General features: G+C 46.0%; 19 protein-coding genes. 1 reads left to right on the forward strand and 18 read right to left on the reverse strand.

Annotated elements, in window-relative coordinates; translation table 11 throughout:
* Positions 1-86 precede the first annotated feature (86 nt).
* The 3 genes from MFMK1_RS16720 to MFMK1_RS16730 form a co-directional block, all read right to left on the reverse strand.
* Positions 87-2,471: a sugar phosphate nucleotidyltransferase gene (locus tag MFMK1_RS16720; RefSeq protein ID WP_366922817.1), complete on the reverse strand. Its 2,385-nt coding sequence runs from the start codon at positions 2,469-2,471 to the stop codon at positions 87-89.
* Positions 2,472-3,746, reverse strand: a complete 1,275-nt coding sequence (locus MFMK1_RS16725) for a glycosyltransferase family 4 protein (protein ID WP_366922818.1) — start codon at positions 3,744-3,746, stop codon at positions 2,472-2,474.
* Positions 3,747-3,827: 81 nt separating this feature from the next.
* Positions 3,828-4,202, reverse strand: a complete 375-nt coding sequence (locus MFMK1_RS16730) for a carbohydrate-binding protein (RefSeq protein ID WP_366922819.1) — start codon at positions 4,200-4,202, stop codon at positions 3,828-3,830.
* A 123-nt stretch (positions 4,203-4,325) separates the two neighbouring features.
* On the opposite strand from MFMK1_RS16730, the gene MFMK1_RS16735 reads away from it, so the two are divergent.
* A complete protein-coding gene (locus MFMK1_RS16735) occupies positions 4,326-4,451 on the forward strand; it encodes a hypothetical protein (RefSeq protein ID WP_366922820.1) in 126 nt (41 codons plus the stop codon).
* Between the two features lie 132 nt (positions 4,452-4,583).
* On the opposite strand, the gene nifV is transcribed toward MFMK1_RS16735, so the two are convergent.
* From nifV to MFMK1_RS16810, 15 genes are all read right to left on the reverse strand, one after another.
* Positions 4,584-5,729 carry a homocitrate synthase gene (nifV, locus tag MFMK1_RS16740; protein ID WP_366922821.1) on the reverse strand — a complete coding sequence of 382 codons (1,146 nt, stop codon included), beginning with the start codon at positions 5,727-5,729 and terminating at the stop codon, positions 4,584-4,586.
* Between the two features lie 502 nt (positions 5,730-6,231).
* Positions 6,232-7,674 (reverse strand): Asp-tRNA(Asn)/Glu-tRNA(Gln) amidotransferase subunit GatB, encoded by a 1,443-nt coding sequence (gatB, locus tag MFMK1_RS16745; RefSeq protein ID WP_366922822.1) that lies wholly within the window; start codon positions 7,672-7,674, stop codon positions 6,232-6,234.
* Positions 7,675-9,141: an Asp-tRNA(Asn)/Glu-tRNA(Gln) amidotransferase subunit GatA gene (gatA, locus tag MFMK1_RS16750; RefSeq protein WP_366922823.1), complete on the reverse strand. Its 1,467-nt coding sequence runs from the start codon at positions 9,139-9,141 to the stop codon at positions 7,675-7,677.
* 77 nt (positions 9,142-9,218) lie between these two features.
* Positions 9,219-9,506, reverse strand: a complete 288-nt coding sequence (gatC, locus tag MFMK1_RS16755; protein ID WP_366922824.1) for an Asp-tRNA(Asn)/Glu-tRNA(Gln) amidotransferase subunit GatC — start codon at positions 9,504-9,506, stop codon at positions 9,219-9,221.
* Between the two features lie 146 nt (positions 9,507-9,652).
* A complete protein-coding gene (gene ligA / locus MFMK1_RS16760; protein ID WP_428846277.1) occupies positions 9,653-11,653 on the reverse strand; it encodes an NAD-dependent DNA ligase LigA in 2,001 nt (666 codons plus the stop codon).
* Between the two features lie 52 nt (positions 11,654-11,705).
* Positions 11,706-13,856 carry a DNA helicase PcrA gene (pcrA, locus tag MFMK1_RS16765; RefSeq protein WP_366922826.1) on the reverse strand — a complete coding sequence of 717 codons (2,151 nt, stop codon included), beginning with the start codon at positions 13,854-13,856 and terminating at the stop codon, positions 11,706-11,708.
* A gap of 219 nt (positions 13,857-14,075) precedes the next feature.
* Complete coding sequence (locus MFMK1_RS16770; RefSeq protein ID WP_366922827.1) at positions 14,076-14,693, reverse strand: response regulator; 618 nt, start codon at positions 14,691-14,693, stop codon at positions 14,076-14,078.
* On the reverse strand, positions 14,686-16,041 hold the full coding sequence (locus MFMK1_RS16775) for a sensor histidine kinase (protein ID WP_366922828.1): 1,356 nt from the start codon (positions 16,039-16,041) through the stop codon (positions 14,686-14,688). The genes MFMK1_RS16770 and MFMK1_RS16775 overlap by 8 nt, the downstream gene beginning before the upstream one ends.
* Positions 16,042-16,056: 15 nt before the next feature.
* Positions 16,057-16,635 (reverse strand): DUF6305 family protein, encoded by a 579-nt coding sequence (locus MFMK1_RS16780; RefSeq protein ID WP_366922829.1) that lies wholly within the window; start codon positions 16,633-16,635, stop codon positions 16,057-16,059.
* A 276-nt stretch (positions 16,636-16,911) separates the two neighbouring features.
* Entirely contained in the window at positions 16,912-17,541 is a 630-nt protein-coding gene (locus MFMK1_RS16785) for a cyclodeaminase/cyclohydrolase family protein (protein WP_366922830.1), read from the reverse strand.
* A 16-nt stretch (positions 17,542-17,557) separates the two neighbouring features.
* On the reverse strand, positions 17,558-18,406 hold the full coding sequence (locus MFMK1_RS16790; protein ID WP_366922831.1) for a bifunctional 5,10-methylenetetrahydrofolate dehydrogenase/5,10-methenyltetrahydrofolate cyclohydrolase: 849 nt from the start codon (positions 18,404-18,406) through the stop codon (positions 17,558-17,560).
* Between the two features lie 121 nt (positions 18,407-18,527).
* Positions 18,528-18,935 (reverse strand): acyl-CoA thioesterase, encoded by a 408-nt coding sequence (locus MFMK1_RS16795; protein ID WP_366922832.1) that lies wholly within the window; start codon positions 18,933-18,935, stop codon positions 18,528-18,530.
* 3 nt (positions 18,936-18,938) lie between these two features.
* Positions 18,939-19,835, reverse strand: a complete 897-nt coding sequence (locus MFMK1_RS16800; protein WP_366922833.1) for a YegS/Rv2252/BmrU family lipid kinase — start codon at positions 19,833-19,835, stop codon at positions 18,939-18,941.
* A 183-nt stretch (positions 19,836-20,018) separates the two neighbouring features.
* Positions 20,019-20,909, reverse strand: a complete 891-nt coding sequence (gene nikC / locus MFMK1_RS16805) for a nickel transporter permease (protein ID WP_428846278.1) — start codon at positions 20,907-20,909, stop codon at positions 20,019-20,021.
* 11 nt (positions 20,910-20,920) lie between these two features.
* Positions 20,921-21,925 carry an ABC transporter permease gene (locus MFMK1_RS16810; RefSeq protein ID WP_366922835.1) on the reverse strand — a complete coding sequence of 335 codons (1,005 nt, stop codon included), beginning with the start codon at positions 21,923-21,925 and terminating at the stop codon, positions 20,921-20,923.
* Between the last annotated feature and the right edge of the window lie 164 nt (positions 21,926-22,089).

Below are 22,089 nucleotides of genomic sequence, written 5' to 3' on the forward strand. Positions count from 1 at the left end.
GCTATCAACCTGGCGGTTACGGTGTCGGCTCGGTTATGCTGAACGCCGGAAAATTATAAAGACCGTGTGCCCGATGCACACGGTCTTTAACTACCCTGAGATAGTATGTAGCTAATTTTTTCTTTTAATTCCCCGGTAAGTGTACGTGCTGCTTCCATATCGTCCCCTTCACCCACTATTCTGTATTCCGCCCGGGTAACATGAGGAATGGCCAATGCCCAGCCTTGGGGATAATTCACCTTGACTCCGTCAGTAGTATCAGTCACGTGAGAAGGATACAGCTCCAAAAGGCGCCGAAACACCTGTCCCCTAGCCTCCCATGGACATGGTAACATCTTCTCGTCCACAGGTCTTGCCGGAAGCTGTCTGATGAGCTCCACCGCAGTCATTCCCGTTTTACTAAGATAATCACAGATATATAACAGTTGAGTATATGCGTCCTCCCAAAGATAGTACTGTTTCAAATTGGGCTGCCTGTCAGTAATATCCTGCGCCATCAGACGATGCCAATATGATGCTGGGCTGGCCTTTGTCTGGACCACCTCGGCACCTCGCCTTGCAGCCATCTTTTCCGTGTTATTAGCGATCTCTACCGGCACCGCTACGACACCGCCATCATTATATTCAATCATGATTTTACTGAGCAGCAGCTGCAGTAGGCGCATTTTTATCGGCTCCGCATTATCACTGATAAATAACGTAATGTTCTCCCCATTAAGAGAAACTTCAGCCCCAATTTCTGCGTCCCCTGCTGCCAGTGCCTCATTTGCTCCTGCCACAGTCTCCCGAAAAACTATTCGATGTCCTAACTCGCTAAAGCGCTGCTGCCAATAGGGAAGCTGCAAACCTGCCACTGCTATAGTTTTACCCTCTTTATAAATTCCACAAAAATCGCTAACTTTTTCCAGATAAGAATTCACCCCCGGGGCCTTAATTTCTATTGCGGGCCACATATTAACCGGGAAAAGGACAAACTCTTGGCGTTGGAGCAATTGATTTAATTTGCGCTGCCTATTGTTGCCCATTAGTGCACCATCAGCTTCAAAATAAATTGGTTCCGGCTCTGCATTGCTTCCTAAAGCCAGATGGCATCCCGGTATACCTTGCTGCTTAATATTAAAACGTGCCAGAGGTACAGTGATATTATCGGTCTTGAATACCATAATTCCCGAAGCTTGCAGTCCTGCCGCCACAGCATTTGCTAACATCTGAAAGTAAGGGAGATCTGAGCCGGTAGACAAATACAGCGCATCAGTATCCGAGTGCCACAAACCAGCTAAGGCCCTTCCCAGGGCCACGCCCTGCTCCGGTGTCCCCAAGTCACTCCTGGTCACGGGATTCCCCCACACCATATTTACACTTATCGTTTGTTCTTCCATCACTTCCTTGCCCGGCCAAATCAGCACCCCGGGTTTCACTGTGCTTCTAGCACCCACCCGGGCCTCATTACCTACCGCAGCTCCTTCAAAAACCCTGGCACCGGGCATTATTTCCGCGCCCCTGCCTATAACTGCCCCACGAATGGCAGCCCCCCCCTTGACCACTGTTTCCGGCCAGATTATTGAGTGTTTCACGGATGCGCTGCCATCGATGTTGGTGCGGCTGCCAATCACCGTCAAAGGTCCGATCTCAGCACCGGCGGAGATAAACACATCATCACCAATAACCACTGGGGGTATTAATTTGGCTTGGGGGTCAATGCGGCTATTTCTTCCCATAATTACCCCAGGAGACTGCTGGCTACCCTTGCCTATTGCCCACTTGGTATCGCCTGATAATAAGCGATATTGGGCTTCCCGATACTGATTTAAATCGCCAATATCACACCAATAGCCGTCTAGGCTAAAGCCGTACATACCCAAACCGTTTTCCAACAACATGGGAAACAAGTCCTTACTAAAATCAAAGAATTTTTCTTTTGGTATGTAACTCAATACTTCCGGTTCTAAAATATAAATACCTGTATTGATATTATCACTAAAGACATCACTCCAGCCGGGCTTTTCATAAAATTTTCTTACACGCCCTTTATTATCCGTAATTACGACCCCATACTCCAGGGGAACTGATACTCGAGTTAATACAAGTGTGGCCAATGCTTTCTTCTCTCGGTGAAATCTTATGGCCGGCCGCAGGTCAAAGTCTGTCAGAGCGTCACCACTGATTACAACAAATGTATCCTGCAAAAAATCTTCAGCGTTTTTCACACTTCCTGCCGTACCAAGGGGAGTTTCCTCAACAAAATAATGCATGTTTAATCCTAGTCCATCACCGCTGCCATAATAGTATCTAATCTTATCGGGCAGGTATTGTAAAGTCACTCCCACGTCTTTAATACCCAGCTCCCTCAACAAATCCAGCGCGTAACTCATTACCGGCCGGTTGACCAGGGGGACCAAAGGCTTGGGTAAGTCACAGGTCAGCGGTCTTAATCGGCTGCCCGCCCCTCCGGCCATAACTATTCCCTGCAATTATCCTTCCCCCTTTCGAAAATTTAGACGTTGTGCCATCAAGGAACTGCGCAATTGATAAGCACCTGCTTTATCAGTATCTCCGTCCGGAAGATGTGCTGCTATCTTTGATGGAAGTCTATCATTCTGGACACTCAAAATCTGCCGGTAGACAGCCGCTGTATCTCGGGCAATTACCCGCCAATCATATCTTTCCCGGATTAGTCGGGATGCATTGTCAACTAATTTTTCGGCCAAGTCCCGATTATTTAGCAGCATAACTATATTTGCGGCCAAAGAATCTGGATTACCCGGCAGCGCCTTGAGGCCATTGACGCCGTGGATGACAATCTCGCCAAGCCCGCCTGTATCACTTACCACCACCGGAGTCTCCCCAGCCATTCCTTCCAAAGCGACGATGCCAAAAGGCTCGTAAAGACTGGGAAAGACCGCAGCTGCCGCTTGACGGTAAAAACGGTTACGGGTTTCGTCATCAATAAAACCGGGAAAATCCACTTTATCTGCTAGGCCCATTTGATAAGCACGAGACACCAATTCATCCCGCATGGGCCCTTTACCAGCTATAACCAGCCGTGCACCAGGAACTTCCGTTAATATTTGGGGCATAGCCTCCAACAAAATTTGCGAGCCCTTCTCTCGTACTAGACGCCCCACAAAAAAGATTAAGGCTTCGTCAGTATTTGTCACATCTCCCTGTGCGGTAAGTTGAAATCCCGTCGCGTCAATACCGTTAGGAATAATATTAATCTTATCCTCGGGCAGCTGGAATTGGTTTTTCACTTCATGGAACATATGATTACTGCAGACAATTACCCGCCATGCTTCATAAGTCAGCCACCATTCCACGCTATTGATGTAATGCTGCAAATCATTATGTAATCCCTGATTTCTACCCGCTTCAGTGGCATGAATCGTTGCCACCAACGGTAAACTTTTGACCACTTTAACCATTCTTGCGGCATAGGCTACCAGCCAGTCATGCGCATGAATAATGGAGTAACTTCGCTGGCCCGCTAAGTCAATAGCTTTCTCAGCCAGCGCCATATTTAACTGCATCACCCAGGTGGCAAAATCCGGCATCCGAATCGGATATTCAGTTGCTCTATAGATGGTAACGCGGCCGTCCTGTTCTTTAGCAGGTGCTTTTCCGTTTCCGATAGTAACTATGTCAATATCTATATCTTGGCTAAGGAATTTACTTAGGCAGTAGACATGGTTGCCCAAGCCTCCCACACTCACCGGCGGATATTCCCAAGTCAGCATCAATACTCTCACGCATTCTCAGCCCCTAGTCAGAATTACTCCCTTACAGTTAAAAAAAGGCCCCTCATGTGAAATAAAGGGCCCTTACCAGCCCTACGGCAGGTCACCGCGATGTATCTCAACACTCCAATCCAGTCCCTTGTTATTATCCCAGTTATTATTTTCGTCACGAAAGCAAAAATTAAGACGGCTGGGATCACTTAGTTGTAAATTTTTAACCCAGCCACGGTCAGTTCGCTCCATCCTCATATCAGTGACCTTCTGCCAGGAGTCACTTTTACCATAACCACAGTGCAAAAACATTTGGTTGGCTCTGTCTGACATGGTGCCGTAGTATAATACCGTCACCTCATCCCCAGAAGTAACCGGGATTGGGTCAACCGCCACACCATCAGGGTTATTTGCCTGCCGCATTGATTTAAGTTTCATTTCCTTGTCGCCATAGCGCGAATCCTTATTACCGCTCATTATTTGCCCTCCTTGCATTTTTGTCTTTAATATTATGAGGCAATAGCGGTATTTCTATGTAAATAAAAAACATCACGCTGGGAAAAATGATAATGATAACTAACCAAAATGAGGTGACTAGCTTTGGAATCTAAAACTACTGATTGGAGTACTGCCTTTAAATACGGCGCGTACATCATCGGTTTGATTGCTGTGCTCTATTTCCTGGCAAAGTATATTGTACCTTTGATGTGGCATTTGGCAGGATGAGGAATAACTTGACAAAAAGGTGCCTGACACCATTTTGTCAAGTTATTGAAAATAATGAAAGGACAGGATCTAAACCCTGCCCTAACCCTTATGTTCTTATTTAGTGTGTCTGGATTTTTCTGTTGGTATTACCTATAGGGCTTTTTTCTCTAGATGTGCTACATAATCCTCATAAATATAGACCACTTCTTTGTCAAACAAGGAACGCTTCAGGTCCACAGCGGCCGCCCGCACCCGTGCCAATATCTCGGCAGCCTCTTGTTCATCCAACTGAATGCCATATTCGCGGAACTTAGCGATAATGGACTTACCTCCGGAGTGTTTGCCAATGACAATCTGGCGCTCCAGACCTACTTCTTCGGGAGTGAATACCTCGTAGGTGAGCGGATTTTTCATAGCACCGTCGACATGAATTCCGGATTCATGGGCAAACATATTGGTGCCTACAATGGCTTTCCAAGCAGGTAATTCCCGACCGGAAGCCCTAGATACATACTCAGCCAGCTCCCGGAAACGATGGGTGTTAAATTCTAAATCTGTGTCATCAAGATATTTTAGAGCCATCACTACTTCCTCCATTGCCGCATTACCTGCACGCTCACCCAAACCAACAACCGTCACGCCTGCATGAGTAGCACCGGCCTGGATGCCGGCAAAAGTGTTTGCGGTAGCCATACCGAAGTCGTTATGCATGTGCATCTCCAGGTCTATTTGTACTTGCTCAATAATATGCTTAACTCGCTGATAAGTTTCAAACGGTGTCATGATACCTACTGTATCACAATAGCGCAGTCTATCAGCACCGGCTTCTTTTGCCTCCCTAGCGAAACGCAGCAAAAAATCCATGTTGCTTCGAGAAGCATCTTCAGCGTTCACTGACACATATAATCCCTTTTTCTTGGCAAATTCCGTCGCTGCCACCATGCTTTTTAGTACAGCTTCTTTGGTGCTTTGTAGTTTATGCTGAATATGAATGTCTGATGTAGAGATAGATACGGCGACAGCATCTACACCACAATCCACCGAATGTTTAACATCAGTAACTACAGCCCGATTCCAGCCCATGATACTTGCATCGAGACCCAACCCAACTATCTTTTTAATAACGTCCTTTTCATCGCCGCCCATCACCGGAATACCGGCCTCAATCTGATGTACTCCAATTTCATCCATCAGCTTGGCAATGCGCAGTTTTTCTTTGTTGGCAAACACCACTCCTGCAGTCTGTTCCCCATCACGAAGCGTTGTATCAACTATTACAACATGTTTACGTTCCATTATTTTCTACCTCCTTAATTATTTTTATATTTATACACAGATAACTTGTGCCTGCAAATCGTAAAAGCTCTCTTTTAAGTAATCGCTAATTTGGAAAAACATAAAAAAACACCTCCGCACGGAAAGGAAGTCTCCTTTAACCGGCAGCAATGTCTTCACTGGACAAAACCTGGATAAAATTTTCCGGCTTAACCGCGGATTGCCTCCTAAAAGGTGGAACTTCCTCCTGCTCTATTTTAATACTATTCAGCATGCCTTTTAAAAATTCCTGCTAATTAGGCCAAATTTAATTAAATTTTTCTACCTGCCATAATTCCAAATAAACTATCCTTGGAATCTTGTCACATCGTTGTATATCTCACTTTTTCTTATCATATCTAAAAAAACTTATAACCAGGTTGCATCATTTTAACATAATTTTACATATTTTCTTTAAGCGAAGTACCGTTTTTAGCCATTAAAAAACGCCGGTTTTCACCGGCGTTACCATCAGTTTATCTTTTTAAAGTTTCTTTTGCAGTAGTTCATTAACCAATTTGGGATTTGCCTTACCTCTGGTGGCCTTCATTACCTGCCCCACCATAAAACCTGCTGCCTGTTTCTTTCCACCACGATAATCCGCCACACTTTGGGGGTTATCTGTTATGACCTTTTCAACTATTTTCTCCAGTTCACTCTGGTCACTGATTTGTTCTAAACCCTTTGCCGCTACGATTTCCGCTGCACTCTTACCGGTGTTAAACATTTCTTCAAATACCTGTTTGGCTATTGTACCGCTGATTGTGCCTTTATCCATTAATTTCAACAGTTCAGCCATTTCTTTAGGCTCAACGGGCGCCTCGGCTGGTTCCATATTACTGTTATTTAGTAAGCGCAATAGCTCACCCATAATCCAATTACTCACCTTTTTGGCATCAGGGTAGTATTCCAAGCAGCGGTCTAAGTAATCAGCCAAGTCCTTTGAACCGGTTATTACCGCTGCGTCATACTCAGGCAGCCCCAATTCGTTCACTAGGCGTTGCTTCCGGTCGTCGGGAAGTTCCGGTAGTGTGGCACGGATGCGCTCTACCCATTGTTTATCGATTACCAGCGGTACAAGGTCCGGCTCAGGGAAGTAACGGTAGTCATGGGCTTCCTCTTTACTGCGCAAGCTGACAGAAATACCTTTATTTTCATCCCAGGAGCGAGTCTCCTGCACCACTTTTTCACCATCTTCAATCAGTTCAATTTGTCTGGCTATCTCATATTCAATTGCTTTTTGCAATGCCTTGAAAGAGTTCATGTTTTTTAATTCTGCTTTTGTGCCCAGCTTCTCAGTACCTTTGGGCCGAACAGAAATATTTGCGTCGCAGCGTAAAGACCCCTCCTGCATCTTACAGTCGGATACTTCTGTATACTGCAAGATGGCTTTTACCTTTTCCAAATAAGCTTTTGCCTCTTCGGCGGAACGCATATCCGGCTCTGATACAATCTCCACTAGTGGTACGCCGGTACGATTATAGTCAACTAGAGAAGAATTGGACTCCACAATAGCGGTTCCCTGATGCACCAGCTTTCCGGCATCTTCTTCCATATGTAGACGGGTAATACCAATACGTTTAGTCTTCCCATCCACCTCTATATCCAGGTAACCATGTTCGCAGATAGGTAAATCGTATTGGCTTACCTGATAAGCTTTCGGTAGATCAGGATAGAAATAGTTTTTACGGTCAAATTTGCTATACTCTGCTATCTGGCAATTTAAAGCCAGTCCCGCTTTGAGAGCATAATCTACTACTTCTTTATTCAATACCGGCAGCACCCCGGGTAAGCCAAGACACACCGGGCAAACATGGGTGTTAGGATCACCACCAAATTCAGTGGAACAAGCGCAGAATATCTTAGAATTGGTTTTAAGCTCAGCATGTACCTCCAAACCGATTACTGCTTCATACTCTATAATCATTTATTCCACCTCCAGCTGTGGCCGCTGCTGATGATAAGGCGTACTTTGTTCGTAGTTATACGCTAGCTTTAATACTGTGGACTCATCAAATGGCTTGCCGATAATCTGCATCCCTACCGGCATCCCTTGGTCAAATCCGCAGGGAATGGAAATGGCCGGCAGTCCTGCCATATTCACCGGAATGGTAAACAAGTCAGATAGGTACATGGAAAGCGGATCATCGGATTTCTCACCAATTTTAAAAGCAACCGTAGGCGATGTAGGTGCCACAATGGCATCATACCGTTCGAATGCCCGGTCAAAATCATGGCGAATTAAGGTGCGCACCCTTAACGCCTTTAGATAATACGCGTCATAATATCCAGAACTCAATGCATAGGTTCCCAGCATTATTCTGCGTTTTACTTCGGTACCAAATCCTTCACTACGTGTCTTCTTAAACATTGAGATGACGTCTTCAGCTTCCTCCGCCCGATAACCATAGCGCACTCCGTCGTACCTGGCAAGATTCGAGCTCGCTTCCGCCGTCGCCACCAGATAGTAGGCAGGTAAAGCATACTCCGTATGGGGTAAAGACATCTCCTCGCAAACCGCACCCAAGCTTTCCAATTGCTTGATGGCTGCATCCACAGCCGCTTTAACTCCTTGCTCCAAACCCGAAGCAAAATATTCTTTCGGGATACCCAAACGCATCCCTTTAATGTCTTGTTTAAGCGACTGTCTATAATCGGGAACTTCAACAGCCGCCGAAGTAGAGTCTTTCTCATCATGTCCGGCAATCGCTTGCAGTACCATGGCAGAGTCCTCTACATTCTTTGTTACGGGACCAATTTGGTCTAAGGATGACGCAAAGGCAATAAGCCCATAGCGGGATACCCTTCCATAAGTGGGTTTCAATCCTACAACTCCGCAGAAGGAAGCCGGTTGGCGGATGGAGCCACCTGTATCACTTCCTAAGGTAAATAATGCTTCGTCTGCCGCAACGGAAGCTGTAGCCCCACCGCTGGAACCACCTGGTGCCCGAGCCAAATCCCAGGGATTACGCACCGGGTAGTAAGCTGAGTTTTCGTTGGAAGAGCCCATAGCGAATTCATCCATGTTCAGTTTTCCGAGCAGCACAGTCCCTTCCCGGTCTAACTTTTCGGCAACTGTGGCACTGTACGGTGGTATAAAGTTATGCAAAATCTTTGATGCACAGGTAGTTTTTATCCCTTCGGTACACATATTATCCTTAAGCGCCATGGGGATTCCGGTCAGCGGCTTTAATTCCTCGCCGGCGGCAATTCTCTTATCTACCTCATTAGCTTTTTCCAAGGCTTCCTCACCGGTGACAGTTAGAAAGGCCTGAACTTTAGGATCTACCTTCTTAACATTGGCCAACATAGCTTCAGTCAGTTCCAAGGCGCTGATTTCTTTTGCTTTCAGTTTATCATGCAGTTGATGTATAGTTAGTGTATGAATTGACATTGTTACCCCCCCTTATCAACAAACCAAGATAGTGCCGGATTGCGTCGTTGCCCGACGCCTACAGACGCTTAGAAACATTAAACTATCTTAGGAACCTTGAACATACCGTCTTCTTTATCCGGGGCATTTTTCAAGGCCGTCTTGTTATCAAAATACTTCCGGGTAATATCTTCACGCATAACATTATCTATCCCCAGCACATGGGCAGTAGGTTCTACACCACTGATGTCAAGCTGATTTAACTTGTCCATATAGCCTAAGATATCATTTAACTGTTTAGTGAATTCCTCTACTTCCTCGGCAGAAAACTCTAACCGAGCCAGCATGGCCACGTGTTCTACATCTTTCCCGCTAACATTACTCACTGTTACACCTCCAATAATATGTATCTTTTACTCTTAAAAGAAATTATTAGAACTCTCATTTAAAACTGAGCTAATTATAGCAAATATTGTCTTAATATGGCAAACTGCGCCAATAACTTGACAAAAAGGTGCCTGGCACCATTTTGTCAAGTTATTCCGTTCAGTGTTTTTAGCAAATCTTCAACTTGCAATACCGGCACGCCCAAAGTTCGGGCTTTTTCTGCTTTTAAACCTGGATCTTCGCCGGCTAGTACATAATCGGTTTTGCGGCTAACTGCGGCGGCAGCTTTTCCGCCACGGGATTCTATTAGGTCCTGGACGTCTTTTCGGCTGTAGCCGGGAATGCTGCCTGTGATAACGAAGGTCAATCCTTCAAGCTCTCCCCCTTGTGTACCTTGGTCAGCCTGGGTATTTACCCCGGCGGTTTTTAGTCGTCCAATAACGTCTTGGTTTCTCTCTTCTTGGAAAAAATCGACAATGCTTTCTGCCATTTTCGGGCCGATATCGCTAACGGCGGTGAGTTCCTCTACCCCGGCCTGAGCCAAATTGTCCAGCGAATGGAATTGTTTGGACAATACCTTTGCAGCACCCAGTCCCACATGCCGGATGCCCAAAGCAAATATTAATTGATGTAGTGGGTTATCCTTACTTTTTTCAATAGCATCAAGGAGGTTTTGGGCTGATTTGTTTCCTACGCGTTGAAGCTCCAGCAGTTCTTCCAGCCTAAGATAATATAGGTCGGCAATGTTCTTTATCAGACCGGCATCAAGGAGCTGTTCCACCATCTTCGATCCTAACCCTTCAATGTCCATGGCATTACGAGAGGTGAAGTGAATTATTCCTTCCCTGACCTGAGCACCACAGGCCAAACCTCCCTGACAGCGAATCGCCGCTTCATTATCCGCCCGTTTTAAGTGCGCGCCACATTCAGGGCAGTACTGGGGAAACTTAAATTCACCCTCACTTCCTTTTCGCCTCTCAGGTAATACCTGTACTACTTCGGGAATTATATCCCCGGCTTTCCTCACTATTACCGCGTCACCAATGCGAATATCCTTATCACGAATAAAGTCTTCATTATGAAGGGTTGCCTTGGTAACGGTAGTGCCTGCCAATTGTACCGGCGCCAGTAAGGCAGTGGGTGTCACCACCCCGGTGCGGCCTATTCTCAGAAAAACATCCTGTACCATACTTTCCTTCTGTTCAGCAGGGAACTTGTAGGCAATTGCCCAACGTGGATTTTTAGCGGTACGCCCTATTGCTTCATGAAGCTCTAACTGATTAACCTTTACCACCAAACCATCAATATCATATGGAAGCTGCTCCCGCTTCTCTGTCCATTCCAGACAGTAACGGTAGACCTCTTCAATAGTGTGACAGAGTTTATGATGGGAATTAACAACAAAACCTAATTCCTGCAAGAGAGCAAGTGCCTGGTCATGGGTAGTCAGTTCTTCCCCGTCCACTGCTAAAATGTCGTAGACAAATACCTGCAGATTTCGCTGAGCAGCCACCTTGGGGTCCAGCTGCCTTAAGGACCCGGCGGCTGCATTACGGGGATTGGCGAATAACGCCTCATCTGCCTCCTGCCGCTTTTTGTTAAGCTTGATAAATGCCGGTCTGGGCATATATGCTTCGCCACGAACCAATAAGCGCTGCACCTGCCGTCGCAATTTCAGCGGTACAGACTGTATTGTCTTGATGTTGGCCGTAATATCTTCCCCTATTTCGCCATCGCCTCTGGTAGCACCGACAACTAATCTGCCATCATCATAAGTGAGGGCCACAGAGAGACCGTCAATTTTAAGCTCTACTATATACGTAACAGCTTCTCCGGCTAACTTCTCTACTCGCCGGTGCCATTGGTACAATTCCTCTTCCCCAAAGGCATTGTCTAAGCTAAGCAAAGGTATTGGATGATTTACCGTGGTAAATCCTTCCCTAGGAGCGCCCCCAACTCGCTGGGTGGGCGAATGCGGGTCCTGGGACTCGGGATGTTCTTCCTCTAATTGCTGCAGTTCCCTCAGTTTGTCATCATATTCTCGGTCCGTAATTGTCGGTTGGTCCAATACATAGTATTGGTAATTATGATCCTCCAACTCATCACGTAATTGCTTAATTTTATTTTCTATGCTTGCACTACTCAAAGTGACAACCCCTTTCATGCATTCGATACCTAGAAAAAGGCATCCCTTCCATTCACTTACTGACCTTACGTAGCGGTGCATAGGCCAGAGCCAGTACTTTAATGCCCTGGTCAGGAAAAGCAACCGTAACCTTGACATCACTGCCGCTGCCTACCACCTTTACCACCGAACCCTCACCAAACTTGACGTGGTAAACTTTATCACCCAGGTTGAATATCTGTCGGCCCTCACTGTCAGCTTCACTTTGTGTCACATTATTATTTGCCGCCGCAATCTTTGGAGCTGCATCGCCACCGAAAAACTGATGTGGTATTTCATTTAGAAACCGCGATGGGCTGTTATATTGGGTATTGCCATACATATGGCGTCTCCAGGCGTAGGTTAGGTAAAGCTGCTGCTGGGCCCGGGTCATACCCACATAGCAAATGCGTCTTTCTTCTTCCATCTGCTCCGCTTCAAGCAGCGACCGATTACTGGGAAACACTCCATCTTCCAGCCCAACTAAAAATACCACCGGAAACTCCAAACCCTTGGCAGTGTGTAAAGTCATCATGGGCACCTTATCCTCGCCCTCATAATTATCTATATCGCTCACCAAAGAAACCTCCGCTAAAAATCCTTCCAAGTCTTTTTCTTCGCTGTTACGGTCATATTCCTGGGTAACAGTGATAAATTCACGGATGTTCTCCCGCCGGGTCTGCCCTTCAGGGGTCTTGTCCTGTTCCATCTGTTCCCAATAGCCGCTTTCCTGAAGTATCGTTTCTACTAGTTGGGTAACGGGAAGCTTCACCTTGGCATCCATCAGCTTCTTTAGCAAAACGGCAAAACCATTTACGGCGTTTTGGGCTCGCCCCCCCAGATCAACAGTTTTAATGTCCGTCAATATCAACTGGGCCACAGACTGATTCTGGTTAGCTGCAGCTGCAGCTAACTTTTCCCAAGTAGCCTGCCCAACACCTCGCCGTGGTTCATTGATTGCCCGGGCCAGGCTGATATCATCCGCCGGGTTAGCCAGCACCCGCAGGTAAGCTAAAATATTTTTTATCTCTTTGCGATCATAAAATCGCACCCCCCCCAGTACCTCGTAAGGAATATTACCCTTAAGGAGCCAATCTTCTAAAGCCCTCGACTGCGCGTGTACCCGATAGAGGATGGCACAATCCCCCAATTTAAAACCCTCTTGGTGTAGACGAAAAATTTCTTCCGCCACAAACCGTGCTTCAGCCCGCTCGTCCTCACCCTGGTACTTGATGATTTTCCGGCCCTCTTCATTTTCTGTCCAAAGATTCTTAGGCTTCCGGCCCATATTTTGCTTAATAACTTCGTTCGCAGCCCCGAGAATATTGCGGGTGGACCGATAGTTTTGTTCCAAACGAATTACCTTTGCACTGCTATAATCATGTTCAAAATCAAGGATATTCTGGATATCCGCACCCCGCCAGCCGTAGATTGACTGGTCCGGGTCTCCCACAACACAGATATTTTCGTGTTGCTGAGCCAGGAGTTTAACCAGTATGTACTGGGCATGGTTTGTATCCTGATACTCATCTACTAAAATGTATTGAAACCGATTTTGATAATATGCAAGTACTTCCGGCTTACGGCTAAACATCAGTACAGTCTGCATAATTAAATCATCAAAATCCATGGCATTATACTTAAATAACTTTTCCTGGTATAAAGTATAAACCTTGGCCACCTGCTCATCAAAAAAGTCATCAGCCTTCTGCCTAAACTTCTCCGGAGTATATAGCTGGTTTTTGGCATTAGATATTTTAGCCGCTATTACTCGAGGAGTATAACGTTTTTCATCCAGCCCCAGTTCCTTGACACAGCTTCCAAGTAATGTCCGCTGATCCGCAGCATCATAGATGACAAAGTTTCGGCCATAAGGCAGGTGGTCCGTTTCCCGGCGTAAAATACGCACGCAAGCCGAATGGAAGGTACTGACCCACATACCGGACACCGGATAAGAGAGCAGTTTTTCCAAACGCTCTTTCATCTCATTTGCCGCCTTATTGGTAAAGGTGATTGCCAATATCCTCCCGGGGTCTACATCCATTTCGTCTAATAAATACGCAATACGGTGCGTGATAACCCGAGTCTTACCCGAACCAGCACCGGCAATTATCAAAAGCGGACCTGATACTGAGGTTACCGCTTCTTTTTGTTCAGTGTTTAAATGCTCTAATAAACGGCTCAAAACTTTTCCCCCTTATTTACTACTATTCCCCTATTATTTCGAAACAGTCACAATCGTTTCCTGCCGCTTAAAGAAGAAAAGCTGCTTCATTTCTTAAAATCCAGACGGGGCTAAATACCCCCACCCTCGTAAAGGGTCAAATTCTTAACTAAACCCTTATTACAACAGGAGCTCCGTTTACTTGACTAAGAAAAAGTATTCCCCGGAATGGGGAATACTTCACTTATTATAGTATCGGTTTTTCGGCCTTCCTACCTTCCCATAATCTGCTTGGACCAATATATCCCCCCGGTCCACAAGATACATTAAATATCTGTGCACCGTAGGATACGCCAAACAAACCCCATCAGTTATTTCCTCAATTGAGGCACCGTTACTGCAGGTCTTAAGATAATCCACAACCAGCTTCAATGTAGCTTTACTAATTCCCTTAACAGTATAAACATCATCATCTTCCACTTGTCCCTGGGTACTTTTAAGGATACTTAGATGCACCTTTAACCTGCTGATAAGATCAGGCGCCTTGATCGGCTTTAAAGCAAAATCGCTGGCCCCGGCATCGAGGAATGTATCGGCAACCTGCTGCCGTTCATCCACAGTTAAGACAATTATAGGCACCTCCGTGGATAATTTGCGCAGCGCCTTAACGGTAGCCAGTCCGTCTAATTCAGGCATATGGTAATCCACTAATACCAAATCCGGCCGTTCTTTTTTAAACAGCTTCAGGCCCATGTTGCCGTTAACCGCCTCACAAGTATTCCAACCGGAAAGAGAACATATCTCCTTAAGGGTATAGCGAATGTCTTCCTCGTCATCGATAATCAAAATCTTAGTCATGCCCATCACCCCTGCCATCGGGAATTGTAATCCGTACCACAGTGCCCTTATCCGGTTGACTGTCAATCTCTATACTACCGCCATGGTTCTCTACCACTTTACGAACAAATGTCAGCCCCAGACCGGATGAATTTCGCGAACTGTAGCCGGGCTGCCAAATCATATCAAGCTCTTTCTCCGACATGCCATCACCGTTATCCTTGATGCTGAATTCCACCCCACCGTTATTTCTTACCGCTAAGATATCCACTCTGCCGGCAACATTCTGACGGGTGGCCCTGACGGCATTATCAATCACGTTAACCAATGCCCTAGCCAATCGTACTTTATTAACGCTAATTTTAGGCATATCCTGCCCCACATCAAAGTGAAAGCGCTGCTCCAATTCTTCAGGGATAATCTGTGCCCGGACATAGTTTATCAATGAATGTATAGTAATGGGTTCCCGTACATCCTCATATAATATTTCCGAAATCATTCCATTCATGTTTTCGGCAGCTATTTCAATCCTACCGGCATATTCTGCCTGTTTATCATTGGCTGCGGTCATTTCTATCAATGAATTCAGCCCCCTGATAGTGGTTAGGGGCGTTTTTAAATCATGTACCAAGGCATGCATTTCTTGGAGTACCCTCGCTTCAGCAGCAGCCAGCTGTACCCGCTGCATTTGATTTTCCCTCTTTTTACGTTCATTAATCTGTTGAATTATTTTTTGATAATTGTCAATCAGTCCTGTAGTTACTATGGCGATAGTTATCAGCGGTAGAAAGAAGGCAACACTGACAAAGTTCAACGTACTCTCAGCATTTAAAAACTGTCCCGCCAACTTAATCCCTGTCGACAATTCCCCCGCTCCAAAGCCAACGGGCGTTAGCACCGGGGCAATAGCTAACCAATAAGAACCCAATAAAAGCTGACCAATGATAATCACCTTATGCCAAAATTTTAGCACTCCACGGCCCCATAGCAGAAATAGACCTGAAGCACCAAGAAAAACTGCCAGAGGCACACCCCATTCCCACTGCCCCTGCTCCAGCAAATACAGTAAAGTAAAGGTTAGAGAAATAATGCTCCCGGCTACCAGTATGGCCATTGGTTTCTGCTTGCTGTCTACGCCTTCAACAGCCCTAAAAGCACCTACATACACAGGCAGAGCACGCAGAGCATTAAGCCCCACCATGAAAGATGCAGCTATAATTAGACGTCCGCTGTCTCCCCTAGTGATGCTTTCATCTAGTTTGGTAAGTACCTGCCAATAGGGCTGCTCCAGGAAGCGCTGCAGCAGGATGGCAAACCCCGCAATCAAAATACCTTGAATTAGTTTGTCCCTATCCACCAATGTGGTCACAATAATCACGCCCCGCTAACGGAAAATAGAGTTTATCGGGGTTTTGGCCCTGTCAAAGTCCTTCACCACGGTAATGGGCACTCCCCCAGCGGCAGCTAACCTGCTAAAAAAATTATCATGGTTTGCATCGCCAATAATTAAATAGTAGTCTATGAATGGGGCAATGGCCTTGGCTATTTCATCCGTCCCCTGATACCGCCGCTGCCTGCTCATGCTTACTACCACAACCGCCATGCCCCTTTTTTGAGCATCAGCGGCCAAAGAAACCAGCCGTTCTTTTTCTTCCGGCAGAGTGACACCCAATCGGTCCATACCACGGTGGGACATTCCTAAGCTAATGATAATGCAGTCATAGCGGTCACTTAAGTCCTGACCTCGCACCTTACGCCAAAATCGGTTGCTAATATAAAGTTTTGAAGCCAGTTCGGAAATGATTAAACCTTCGGATCCCTGCCCCGCCGGGGTAATAATTGCCCTCTCGTGTGCAATTGGCTGGGGCAAATGCGGCATCAAAAAAGGCTTTTCGACAGATTTACCGCAACCGCTTATGAGCAGAGCCATAATAAGTAGTATCATAAAAGTAGTTTTTCTCATTTTTATCCCTCGCACTTGTACCACTTATTCGCCATTAAATCACTAAAGTCCTACAAATATTTATACCCAGCTTCCTTTTCTTTAACAAGGCACCTCGTAAAACACGAAAAGCGATTTCGTTGCCACCCATAATTTCCAGTCCTGAAAATACCCATTTTCATTTAATTGATGGTGCCGCACCAGCGGCATGGAAGTCTATACATTAAAAAAGCTAACGCCGGTGGTGTAAGACATCACCGGCGTTAACTTATTGGCGCACTTCTTATATTTTAAAGATTACATTCTCTCTTGGACTACTTTGATTGTTTTTTCCCTTAACGTCTCCGCCTCAGAGATAAGCATTTCCTTCTCTTTCACGGCCTTAGCAGTATAATCCTGGTCTTTTATACCAGGGAGATTAATATCCACACTTAACAATACACTTTTCAATGCTGCCTCACCTACATAGGCAGCTACCCCGACATCACTGATAGCGCCCTTATTGCCAATGGGGGAAAGTTTGTCAGCCAGTTTTAGTGCTTCCAGGCAGGTCTTAGCGATTTCCAATGGCGTATCCGTGGCATAAATATATGCCTTTTGCATTTCTGCAGAGCGAATTTTTTTCTCTTCATCGTTTCCCTTAGGCATTTTCAAGACCCGCATGAATTCGCCGAAGGCGGCAATGTCCTTGGTAACAAGTTCTTCAAGTTTTTCCAGCAATTGATAGGTTTCATCCTTGATTTCCTTAACCTCATCTTGAACGTCGGCGTACTTTTCTTTTCCCACTGTTAAATTACTAACCATAGCTACCATAGCTGTTCCGAGACTAGCCACCAGGGCGGAGACACTGCCGCCGCCTGGGGTTGGCGCATCTGATGCTGATTCGTCAATTAGCTTACGAAAGGTCCACTGATAAACTTCACTCATTTTTACCCCTCCCTTTTTATCCCTGCTGCTTTTTTATAGCTTTCAGCACATTCTTTAAAATCAGTGCGGTGGTCATCGAACCTACTCCGCCGGGAACAGGTGTAATCTTACCTGCCACTTCTTTAGCACTGTCAAAATCCACATCGCCGCAAAGGCCGCCGTCTTCAGCTTGATTAATTCCCGCATCAATCACAACAGCGCCGGGCTTAAGCATATCGCCGGTAATCATCTTGGCACGTCCCACTGCAGCAATAACTATGTCAGCTTGCTTGGTAAAACTTGCTAGATCTTTGGTTCTTGAATGGCAGACAGTCATGGTAGGGTTATGCTTGAGCAGCATGAAGAACAAAGGCTTGCCCACTGTTTCACCACGCCCGACAAGTACAGCATGTTTGCCCTGCAGCTCTACACCGCTTCTTAACAGTATCTCAACACAGGATTGAGGCGTAGCCGGGAAAAGACCTTCCTGTCCACTCATTATGTACCCACGGTTGATAGGATGCACACCGTCAACATCCTTATTGGGGTCAACTGCTTCCATAACCTTTTCTTTATCGATATGCTTCGGCAGGGGTAATTCTACCAAGATACCATGTACCGTTTCATCCCCGTTAAGGCGTTCTATTAGCTGCAATACATCCGCTTCAGGAGTGTCCGTCGGCAATGTGTGTAGTTCATAGGCCACCCCTAACTTATCGCTTACTTTACCCTTTGAGCGAGCGTAAGATATTGAAGCAGGGTCATCCCCAACCAAGACAACATCAAGTTTAGGGGTTATTCCCTGCTGTTTATACTGTTCAACCTCGGCTTTAACCTCTTCCTTAATTTCGTTAGCGATCGCTCTGCCATCAATAATTTCACCCATGCATAGTCACTCCTTATTATTTTTAAATATTTTGTTCCCTTTAACATATTCATGATACCAAATATTTACCAAAATGTCTTGACTTACCTGTTAATTTTCCCCGAAGAGGGACGGCCGCTGCTCAGATTTCCAGTTTTTGCAGGCGTTCCCACCATTGAGGCGCCTTTTTCTTGATGTTTAGTGGACTACCCCCTTCATTGGCAAAGGCATGATATGTTGCGGCCTCAGCCAGCAGAGAACCATCCTCTTTTCTGATAATCTGGTAGTGGAAGTCTAACCTAACCCCGGTAATCCTCACAATCGATGCTTTGACAATGACTTCATCATCATAGACTGCAGGAAATTTATAACGGCAGTTTGCCTCCACAACAGGCAGATAAATTCCGTCTTCTTCCATGGCCCTGTAGGTCATGCCGGTACCGCGCAGCAGCTCGGTTCTGGCCATTTCACACCATATCAGGTAATTGGTGTGATATACCACTCCCATTTGGTCCGTCTCTTGATAACGGACTCTTAATTCTACTGTCATAAGTCACCTCCCTTTTGGAACAAAAATCTGCAATGCTTTTGGCATACTCTTCACCGACAAAGGTAAGCTTGGCCCCAATTCCCCGTCTAAATCAGTATGCACAGTCTGGCTGCTTTCTATGGTTAATTCCTTTGTTTGGAAGAAGACCACATGCGGACTATTAAGATGCTGCCCGCGCAGGATGCGTAAAAAAAGCGGCAGCAGCTCAGCAAACGGGCACTCTTTAATTAACAAAACGTCCAACAGCCCGTCCTGAATAGATGCTTTTGGCGCCAGACGCTTAAAACCCCCGGCAGAAGTACTGTTTAGCACTAAAAAGAGCAGAAACTTGTCATCCCATCTGCCGTGTTGTGCCATAACTCGAAGAGGTATTGGGCGAAACTTGGGCAGGCTTTCCAAACCCTTGGCATAATAAGCTAAACGACCCAGCATATTCTTTAAGCGTGCCGGTGTATTATGCGGTACATCGGTCAATAATCCACCGCTGGCCACATTAAGAAAGTATCTATCGTTTATGTGCCCGGCATCAATATCCGTCAGGTTTTCTTGAAGAATAACCCGACAGCACTCGCCAATACCATCGGGAATACCTAGAAAAGTAGCTAAATCATTAACCGTCCCTACCGGAAGTATCCCTAAAGGTAAGTTTATATTATGCTTAAGCATCGCGTTTACCGTCTGATGCAGCGTTCCATCTCCACCGGCCGCAAAAATGGCATCAAACTTATCTTCGTCAGCCCCAGTAAACATCGCTTCCACAGGTACATCCGGCAGCGTACGCAAAAGCGACAGCTGCCAACCACCTGTCTGAAATTCTCTTATGACATTATCCAAATTACGAGCAAAGCTGCCCTCCCCGGAAACAGGATTGTACACCAACTTGGCATATTTCTTCCCCACAACTCTCCTACCCCCCTGAATGAACAACTAACCGCCTTAATAAAAAAAACCCTACAAAGAATGTTATACCCGGACAAGGAATTTTCCTTCTTTAAGTACAAAAAACACGCTGTTTCATACAGCGTGCTCAACCACAAGTCTTAAATTGGAAATTCTCTCTCTGATGTTTTAAAAATACCTTCATTATTCTTTCAGGCGTGGATCTAAAGCATCCCTAAGTCCATCACCTAACAGGTTAAAGCCCAACACTACCAAAAGAATAGCCAATCCCGGAAACATCACAGTCCACGGAGCGGTCTGCAACGAATCTTTTCCCTGATTGAGCATCAGGCCCCATTCCGGCTTAGGCGGTTTTGCTCCTAAACCCAAAAAGCTTAGGCCGGCAGCGTCTAGGATTGCAGTCCCTACGCCCAGTGTGGCCTGCACAATTATAGGCGCAATACAATTGGGCAGTACGTGCCGCCAAATTATCCGCCCATCAGAACACCCGGCTGCTCTAGCTGCTTCCACATACTCTTGTTCCTTCACTGACAAAACAGCACCTCTGACCACCCTGGCATAAATAGGTATGCCTACAATACCAATAGCAATCATTGCATTGACCAGACTAGGCCCAAGCACTGCGGTAATGGCGATTGCCAACAAAATATATGGGAAAGCCATCATCATGTCTATAAAGCGCATTACCAACATATCTAAAACACCGCCATAATAACCGGAAACAGCCCCCAAAAAAGTACCTATTACCAGAGAAATACCCACAGTAATCATTCCTACTTGAATAGAAATGCGTGAACCGAAAATAACTCTGCTGAGAATATCCCTTCCTTGAGCATCAGTACCCAGCCAGTTTGCCCCCGATGGTGCTTGCAGCCGCTGTACCAGTTCGCCCTTTTCCGGATTATACGGCGCAATGGCAGGCGCAAAAAGTGCTGCTAAAATCAATACCAAAACGATAATCAACCCTACCACGGCGGACTTCTGTCGGAGGAGCCGAGCAAAAGCGTCTCCCCAAATGCCTCGGGACTGACGTTCTTCAAGTTCTACTTCCTTTGCTGCTAATTGAGTGCTCATCATATCCCTCCCTAATCGAAGCGTATCCTGGGGTCGACTAACGTGTATAACACGTCCACCAGTAGGTTAACAATCACAAATACTGTCGCTATCAGCAAGATTCCTCCCTGTACGATGGGGAAGTCCCGTGCGCCAATAGCCAAGAAAATCCAACGCCCAATCCCCGGCCAGGAGAAAATCCATTCAGTCATTACCGCACCACCGAGGAGATAGCCGAATTGAAGCCCTATTACCGTCAGTACAGGTAAAAATGCATTTTTCAGGGCATGCCTTAGAATGATTATTTTTTCAGCCAAACCTTTGGCTCGGGCAGTACGGATATAATCCTGCCGCATAACTTCCAGCATACTGGATCTGGTCATCCTGGCGATCATAGCCATGGGAATAGTACCTAATGCCACAGCCGGCATTACCAAGTGCAGCAGAGCGTCTTTAAAAGCTACCCAGTTACCAGTAATGATAGCGTCCAGTACATAAAAATTCGTGACCCGTTCCAAGGTAATGGCTACGTCCAACCGCCCTGACGGCGGCAGTATCTTCAATTGCACTCCAAATAAATAAATCATCATCAATCCTAGCCAAAATATGGGCATGGAAACGCCTACCAACGCCGTTCCCATGGAAATATGGTCGAAAATAGAATTGGGTTTTACGGCGGAAATGATACCCGCTCCCATACCCACCACTACAGCAACAAACATGGCCGCCATAGTTAATTCTATAGTAGCGGGAAAACGTACTCCCATCTCCCATAGCACTGAGCTATTGGAATGTATAGAACGCCCGAAGTCACCATGTAATATTCGCCCCATGAATCGACCGTACTGAACATAAATAGGATCATTTAACCCTAATGCTTCTTCCAGGTGTGCGATTTGCTCCGGCGTTGCTCGTTCGCCCAACATAGCTACAGCCGGGTTGCCGGGGATAAGATGAATTAATAAAAAGGCCAGGATAGACACACCCACCAGTACGGGGATAATCATAACCAGTCTTCTGATAATGTATTTAATCATTTACTGTCACCTCAAGTTTAAGGGGCTAGTCATTTAGAAAAACTTGGCTTGCGCCATGCCTTTGACGCAGCCGGAAGGCTACTTGCACTTATACAGTCAGAAAGTTATACTTTCTGACGTAGATAAATAAAGGGCAGCGCAGTATCTCAAACACTGCCCTTTAC

The organism is Metallumcola ferriviriculae, assembly GCF_035573695.1.
GTDB lineage: Bacteria > Bacillota > JADQBR01 > JADQBR01 > JADQBR01 > Metallumcola > Metallumcola ferriviriculae.

Bases quoted from the DNA above. Each gene is read 5' to 3' on its own strand.
- MFMK1_RS16730 (WP_366922819.1), bottom strand. From the start codon at position 4,202: ATGAGCGGTAATAAGGATTCGCGCTATGGCGACAAGGAAATGAAACTT.
- nifV (WP_366922821.1), bottom strand. From the start codon at position 5,729: ATGGAACGTAAACATGTTGTAATAGTTGATACAACGCTTCGTGATGGG.
- gatB (WP_366922822.1), bottom strand. From the start codon at position 7,674: ATGATTATAGAGTATGAAGCAGTAATCGGTTTGGAGGTACATGCTGAG.
- gatA (WP_366922823.1), bottom strand. From the start codon at position 9,141: ATGTCAATTCATACACTAACTATACATCAACTGCATGATAAACTGAAA.
- MFMK1_RS16770 (WP_366922827.1), bottom strand. From the start codon at position 14,693: ATGACTAAGATTTTGATTATCGATGACGAGGAAGACATTCGCTATACC.
- MFMK1_RS16780 (WP_366922829.1), bottom strand. From the start codon at position 16,635: ATGAGAAAAACTACTTTTATGATACTACTTATTATGGCTCTGCTCATA.
- MFMK1_RS16785 (WP_366922830.1), bottom strand. From the start codon at position 17,541: ATGAGTGAAGTTTATCAGTGGACCTTTCGTAAGCTAATTGACGAATCA.
- MFMK1_RS16790 (WP_366922831.1), bottom strand. From the start codon at position 18,406: ATGGGTGAAATTATTGATGGCAGAGCGATCGCTAACGAAATTAAGGAA.
- MFMK1_RS16795 (WP_366922832.1), bottom strand. From the start codon at position 18,935: ATGACAGTAGAATTAAGAGTCCGTTATCAAGAGACGGACCAAATGGGA.
- nikC (WP_428846278.1), bottom strand. From the start codon at position 20,909: ATGAGCACTCAATTAGCAGCAAAGGAAGTAGAACTTGAAGAACGTCAG.
- MFMK1_RS16810 (WP_366922835.1), bottom strand. From the start codon at position 21,925: ATGATTAAATACATTATCAGAAGACTGGTTATGATTATCCCCGTACTG.